The sequence below is a fragment of the Actinoplanes oryzae genome (genome assembly GCF_030757795.1).
Taxonomy (GTDB): domain Bacteria; phylum Actinomycetota; class Actinomycetes; order Mycobacteriales; family Micromonosporaceae; genus Actinoplanes.
On record NZ_JAUQWH010000291.1, the window covers coordinates 1 to 5,745 of the forward strand.

Genomic DNA, 5,745 nt, shown 5'->3' on the forward strand with positions numbered 1-5,745 from the left:
GCCCTGCGCCCGCTCCCCGATCCGCGGGTGCGCCGACAGCCCCTGCAGCACGTCCTCCCAGGTGAGAGCGGCCGAAGCGGCGTCGGCGGCGGCCAGGAGGTCGTCCCGGGAGGCGTACGGGCGCCCGGCCAGCACGGCGGCACCCCACGCGGGCGCGGCGCACACGGCCAGCAGCTCCCGCGTCAACTGCTCGGCAGGCAGCGCGTTGAACTCTCCGAGGCCGTCCACATACCCCCCAGGTGGTCAGGAGAGATCAGTCAAGCAGCCCCGCACCGGATCCTCCATGCCTTCGGGGAGGATTTAACCGTGCTGATCCACCGACTGCCGGACCTCCCCATCACTTCCGTCCTGCCCGAGGTGACCGGCGCCCTCGCGGACCGGGGTGCGGCGGTGCTGGTCGCGCCGCCCGGCACCGGCAAGACCACGGTGGTCCCGCTGGCGCTCGCCGAGCCGGCCGGCGGCCGGGTGGTGATCGCCGAGCCGCGCCGGGTCGCGGCCCGGGCGGCGGCGCGGCGCATGGCGGCCCTCTCCGGCACCGAGGTGGGCGACCTGGTCGGCTTCTCGGTACGAGGTGAGCGCCGCACCTCCGCCCGCACCCGCATCGAGGTCGTGACCACCGGCGTGCTCGTCCGCCGGCTCCAGCGCGACCCGGAGCTCGCTGGCGTGGCCGCCGTGGTGCTCGACGAGTGCCACGAACGGCACCTCGACACCGACCTCGCGCTGGCGTTCCTGATCGAGGTGCGCGCCGCGCTGCGTGACGACCTGCGCCTGCTCGCGACGTCCGCCACCGCCGACGCCACCCGCCTCGCCGGCCTGCTCGGCGACGCCCCGGTCGTCACCGCGCCGGCCGTTCTGCACCCGGTCGACGTGCACTGGTGCCCGCCGCCACGCCCGGTGCAGCCGCCGCAGGGCCTGCGCGTCGACCCCAAGCTGCTCGACCATGTCGCCGCCACGGTGCGGCTGGCGCTGACCGGCGGCGACGGCGACGTGCTCGTCTTCCTGCCCGGCGCCCGCGAGATCGAGGCGGTGGCCGGCCGGCTCCGCGGGCTCGACGTCGACGTCGTGTCCCTGCACGGCCGCCAAGCCGCCGCCACCCAGGATGCCGCCCTGCGCCCCGGCCCGCACTGCCGCGTCGTGCTGTCCACCGCCGTCGCGGAGAGCAGCCTGACCGTGCCGGGCGTGCGCGCGGTGGTGGACGCCGGGCTCAGCCGCGTTCCCCGTACGGATCACGGCCGCGGCCTGGGCAGCCTCGCCACCGTCCCGGTCTCCCGCGCCGGGGCCGAGCAACGGGCGGGCCGCGCCGGCCGGGAGGCGCCGGGGCGCGTCTACCGGTGCTGGTCGCAGGCGCAGCACGACCGCCTGCCCGCCCAGCCGGAGCCCGAGGTGGCCGCCGCCGACCTGACCGGCTTCGCCCTGGACCTGGCGCTGTGGGGACACCCCGACGGCAGCGGCCTCGCCCTCCCCGACCAGCCGCCCGCCGGGGCCCTCCAGGCCGCGACGGAGACCCTGCGCGCGCTCGGCGCCGTCGGCGACGACGGCAAGGTGACCCCGCGCGGACGGGCGCTGGCCGGTGCGGGCCTGCACCCCCGGCTCGCCCGCGCGCTGATCGACGGCGCACCCCGGGTGGGAGCCCGGCGCGCCGCCGAGATTGTCGCCGTCCTGGACGCCGACCGCACGGCCGGAGACGTGGTCGCCGCCTGGCGCACCGCCCGCGGCAGCCGGGACGGCGCGTGGACGGCCGAGGTACGCCGCCTGACCGCCGCCGCGACCAGCGCCGGCCGGGCCCCGGAAAACGCCGACGACAGCACCGGCCGGGCCCGGGGAAACGCGGACGACAGCGCCGGCCGAGCCGCGGCGGACGGCGCGACGCCGATGACCGACGACCTGGCCGCCGGGCTCGTGACCGGGCTCGCCTATCCGGAGCGGGTGGCCCGCGCGCGGGAGGCGGGCTCGGGGGCGTACCTGATGGCGGGCGGCACCGCCGCGGAGCTGGCCGGCGGCAGCCCGCTGGCCGGCGCACCCTGGCTGGCCGTCGCCGACGCCGACCGCGCGCCGGGCGCCCGCACCGCCCGCATCCGCGCCGCCGCCCCGCTCGACGAGCCGACCGCCCGCGAGGCCGCGGCCACCCTCGACAGCACGGTCACCGAGATCGGCTGGATCGACGGCGACGTGGTCGCCCGGACCGTTCGCCGGCTGGGTGCGATCACGCTCACCGAGCGCCGCCTCGACAACCCCGACCCCGCCCAGGTCGCCGAGGCGCTGCGCGAGGGCCTGCGCCGCGAGGGCCTGACCCTGCTGACCTGGTCCCGCACGGCTACCGAGCTGCGGCAACGGCTGGCCTTCGCACACGCGGCCCTCGGCGACCCGTGGCCCGACGTCAGCGACGCCGCCCTCGCCGACCCGGCCTGGCTCGACCTGGGCCGCGCCCGCCGCCGGGCCGACCTGGCCCGCATCGACGTGGTCGCCGCCCTGCGCGCCCTGCTCCCCTGGCAGGTCGCCGGCCGCCTCAACGAGGTCGCCCCGGAACGCCTGCCGGTGCCGAGCGGCTCGGCCGTCCGCGTGGACTACGCGGACCCGGCCCGCCCGGTCCTCGCCGTCAAGCTCCAGGAGACCTTCGGCTGGCAGGACGCGCCCCGCCTCGCCGACGGCCGGGTGCCCGTCGTGCTGCACCTGCTCTCCCCGGCCGGCCGGCCCCTCGCGGTCACCAGCGACCTGGCCAGCTTCTGGGCGTCGGTCTACCCCCAGGTGCGCGCGGAGATGCGCGGCCGCTACCCCAAGCATCCCTGGCCCGAGGACCCTACCGCCGCAACCCCCACCCGCCACACCACCCGCCGCGCCCGCTGATCATGCGACTTCCTCATGCACGACGCGTCAGCTGTCTAGCGAGTAGACGCTGGCTCTGCCTAGTGCCTAGACATACACTGTGAAGGCGCGAGAGGTGAACAAGCGCATCGAACGCCTCGGCGGCGTTCACGTCAGGACCCGAGGATCGCATCGGCGCTCCAGCGTCACCGGCAACGGCACCACGGCACATACGAGCGTTCCGCAGCATCCCGGCGACATACCCATCGGCACGCTGGCCGCCATCCAGCGCGATCTGGAACCGGTCCTCGGCAAGGGGTGGCTGACTTGATCTCGGAGAACTACCACGTCGTCGTGACCAAGGAAGGAACGAACTGGCTCGCCGACGTGCCGCAGCTCGAAGGGGCACACACCTACGCGCGCTCCCTCAAGGGTCTCGATCGAGAGGTCCGCGAGGTCATCGCTCTCGTGGAGGATCTTCCCGAAGGCGCGGAGGACGACCTGTCCCTCTCGTTCGAGTTCCACACCGGCGACGCGACCCTCGACGAGGCCACCGCTCGCATCCGGGCCGACCGGGCCAGGCTCGCCACGGAAGAGCGGAGCCTGGCCGAGCACACGCTCGCCCTCGCCACCGAGATGCGGAAGGCACGGATGCCGGTACGGGACGTCGCCGAACTCCTGGGCATCTCGTCGCAGCGTGTCTCACAGATCGCTCCTGAACGGGACCGGCGAGCCGGCTAGGCCGGCACGCACATCCCGCAGCACGGCGCCCCACCGTCGAGCGCAGCCTCCGGCGTTTCCGCCGGCCACGACAGCGACGGGAACTCGGTGCGCATGGCGACGCACCCGCCGTCTTGGACCGACCAGGCCACCTGACATGCGACTGGCCGACTCATGCCGGGAAGTCGCTACGAGGCGAGCTGGGCGCGGTCGGTCGGGCCCGGCTGGGTGGGGACGCCGGTGGTGAGGGGCTGGACCGGGCGCGGCTGGCCGTAGAGGTAGCCCTGGCCGAGGTCGCAGCCCAGGCCCGTCAGCGCCGCCGCTCGCCCGGGTGTCTCGATGCCCTCGGCGACGACCAGGATGCCCAGGTCGGCGCAGATGGTGACGATCGAGCGGCACAGGGCTCGCGCCCGCTCCGGGGCGACGTCGACGTCCGTGAGGCTCGAGTCGAGTTTGACGATGTCGACCGGGAGGGCGTGGAGCTGGGCGAGGGCGTTCCAGCCGCTGCCGAAGTCGTCCAGGGCGATGCGGACCCCCTGGGCGCGCAGGGCGTCGGCGGAGGCGGCGGCGCGGGGCATGTCGGGGATGCGGCGGGTCTCGGTGATCTCGACGATGAGGCGCTGGGGCGGGATGCCGTGGCGGGCCAGGGCGCCGGCCACCGTCTCGGTGAGGCCCGGCTGGGCGAGGCGGGCGGCGGAGACGTTGACGTGGACGTCGACCGGCCGGCCGTACGTGTGAGCCAGGGCCGCCATGTCGGCGCAGGCGCGGTCCAGGACGAAGTCGTCGACGGCGGCGACGAGGCCGGTGCGCTCGGCGACCGTGACGAAGACGTCGGGGTCGACCGGGCCGGCGATCGGGTCGGTCCAGCGGGCGAGGGCCTCGACGGCGACGACGGCGCCGTCGGAGAGGCGGACGATGGGCTGGTAGTGGACCTGGAAGCCGTACTCGGCGGGGTCGGCGGAGAGGGCGCGCAGGAGCAGGTGCGGGAGGTCGGCGTGCGGGCCGCCGTCGGCGGCGCCGGTGTAGCGGGCGAGGGCGTTCTTGCCGCGGCGCTTGCTCGCGTACATGGCGGCGTCGGCGCGGCGCAGCAGGGAGTCGGCGGAGAGCTCCTGGTCGCCGGGGTCGGGCACGACGAGGCCGACGCTGGCGCTGACGACGATCGTGCGGCCGTCGACGAGGAACGGCTCGCGCAGGACGGCCAGGATGCGCCGGGCGATCGGCTCGGCGTCGCCGGCGTGGTGGTCGAGCAGCACGGCGAACTCGTCGCCGCCGAGCCGGGCGACCAGGTCGCCGGGGCCGGTGCAGCCCGCGAGGCGCTCGCCGACCGCGCGCAGCAGCCGGTCGCCCGCGGCGTGGCCGTAGCTGTCGTTGATGAGCTTGAAGTCGTCCAGGTCGGCGAAGATCAGGGCGACGGGCACACCCCGCTGCCGGTACGCCTCCAGCGCCGGCCCGAGCCGCTCGCGGAACAGCGCCCGGTTGGCCAGCCCGGTCAGCGAGTCGTGGTAGGCCTGGTGGCGCAGCCGTTGCCGGCCCTCCGTCACCCGGGCGAGCAGCACCGAGTTCTCGGCGATCGTGAGCATCTGCCGCGCGACGACGAGACCGAGGCCGAGCCAGCCGTAGAACGCCTCGTAGGCGGTGAGCTGCGCCCCGGAGCTGGTCCGCGCGACGATGACGAGGCCCGACGCGATCACCGGCAGGTAGGGCAGCAGCAGGTGCGTCCAGTCGGCCTCCGCCCGGGACGGGTCCGCGGGGGCGACGTCGCCCGGGTTGCTGAGCGCCGCGAGGCCGAGCAGGGCGGCCCCGGCGAGACAACCGGCGGACTCGACCGCGCCCGGCGAGGTCGTGTCCAGGTGCAGCAGCCGCACGAGGTCGGAGGCGGCGAAGGCCAGCATGCCCGCGGCGACCAGCCCCAGCGGCTCGCGCCCCGGCCGCCACGCGGGCCGGGTGACGATCAGGAGCACGGCCATCACGGCGAGGAGCAGATCCGCCACCGGGTACGCGGCCGCGACGCCCGTGGTCCACGGGGTCCTCGCGACCTCGTCGACGACCCGCAGCGGCAGCAGCGACCAGACGAGGGCCACCAGCGAGCCGGTGACGAGCACGCTGTCGATGACCAGCACCACGCGGTCGCGCCCGAGGGACACCCGGGCGGGCCGGCAGCTCGGGACGCTGCGCCACGGTCTGGCAGAGGTCCGGCAGCCCGGTGCGCGGGTCGAACTTCGG

The 5,745-nt window shown here is 75.9% G+C and carries 5 protein-coding genes; 3 read left to right on the forward strand and 2 right to left on the reverse strand.

Going from position 1 to position 5,745, the window contains the following annotated elements; translation table 11 throughout:
* Nucleotides 1-228, reverse strand: a 228-nt coding sequence (locus RBH18_RS42800) for a 2-oxo-4-hydroxy-4-carboxy-5-ureidoimidazoline decarboxylase (protein ID WP_306216256.1), incomplete at its 3' end; no start/stop codon positions are given.
* 81 nt (nucleotides 229-309) lie between these two features.
* Here RBH18_RS42800 and hrpB point away from each other — a divergent pair.
* From hrpB to RBH18_RS42815, 3 genes are all read left to right on the forward strand, one after another.
* Entirely contained in the window at nucleotides 310-2,844 is a 2,535-nt protein-coding gene (gene hrpB / locus RBH18_RS42805) for an ATP-dependent helicase HrpB (protein ID WP_306216260.1), read from the forward strand.
* 94 nt (nucleotides 2,845-2,938) lie between these two features.
* Complete coding sequence (locus RBH18_RS42810) at nucleotides 2,939-3,133, forward strand: type II toxin-antitoxin system HicA family toxin (protein WP_306216257.1); 195 nt, start codon at nucleotides 2,939-2,941, stop codon at nucleotides 3,131-3,133.
* Complete coding sequence (locus RBH18_RS42815; RefSeq protein ID WP_306216258.1) at nucleotides 3,130-3,543, forward strand: hypothetical protein; 414 nt, start codon at nucleotides 3,130-3,132, stop codon at nucleotides 3,541-3,543. Before RBH18_RS42810 ends, RBH18_RS42815 begins: the two co-directional genes overlap by 4 nt.
* Nucleotides 3,544-3,710: 167 nt before the next feature.
* Here the strand turns inward: RBH18_RS42815 and RBH18_RS42820 are convergent.
* Nucleotides 3,711-5,745, reverse strand: a 2,035-nt coding sequence (locus RBH18_RS42820) for a putative bifunctional diguanylate cyclase/phosphodiesterase (protein WP_306216259.1), incomplete at its 5' end; no start/stop codon positions are given.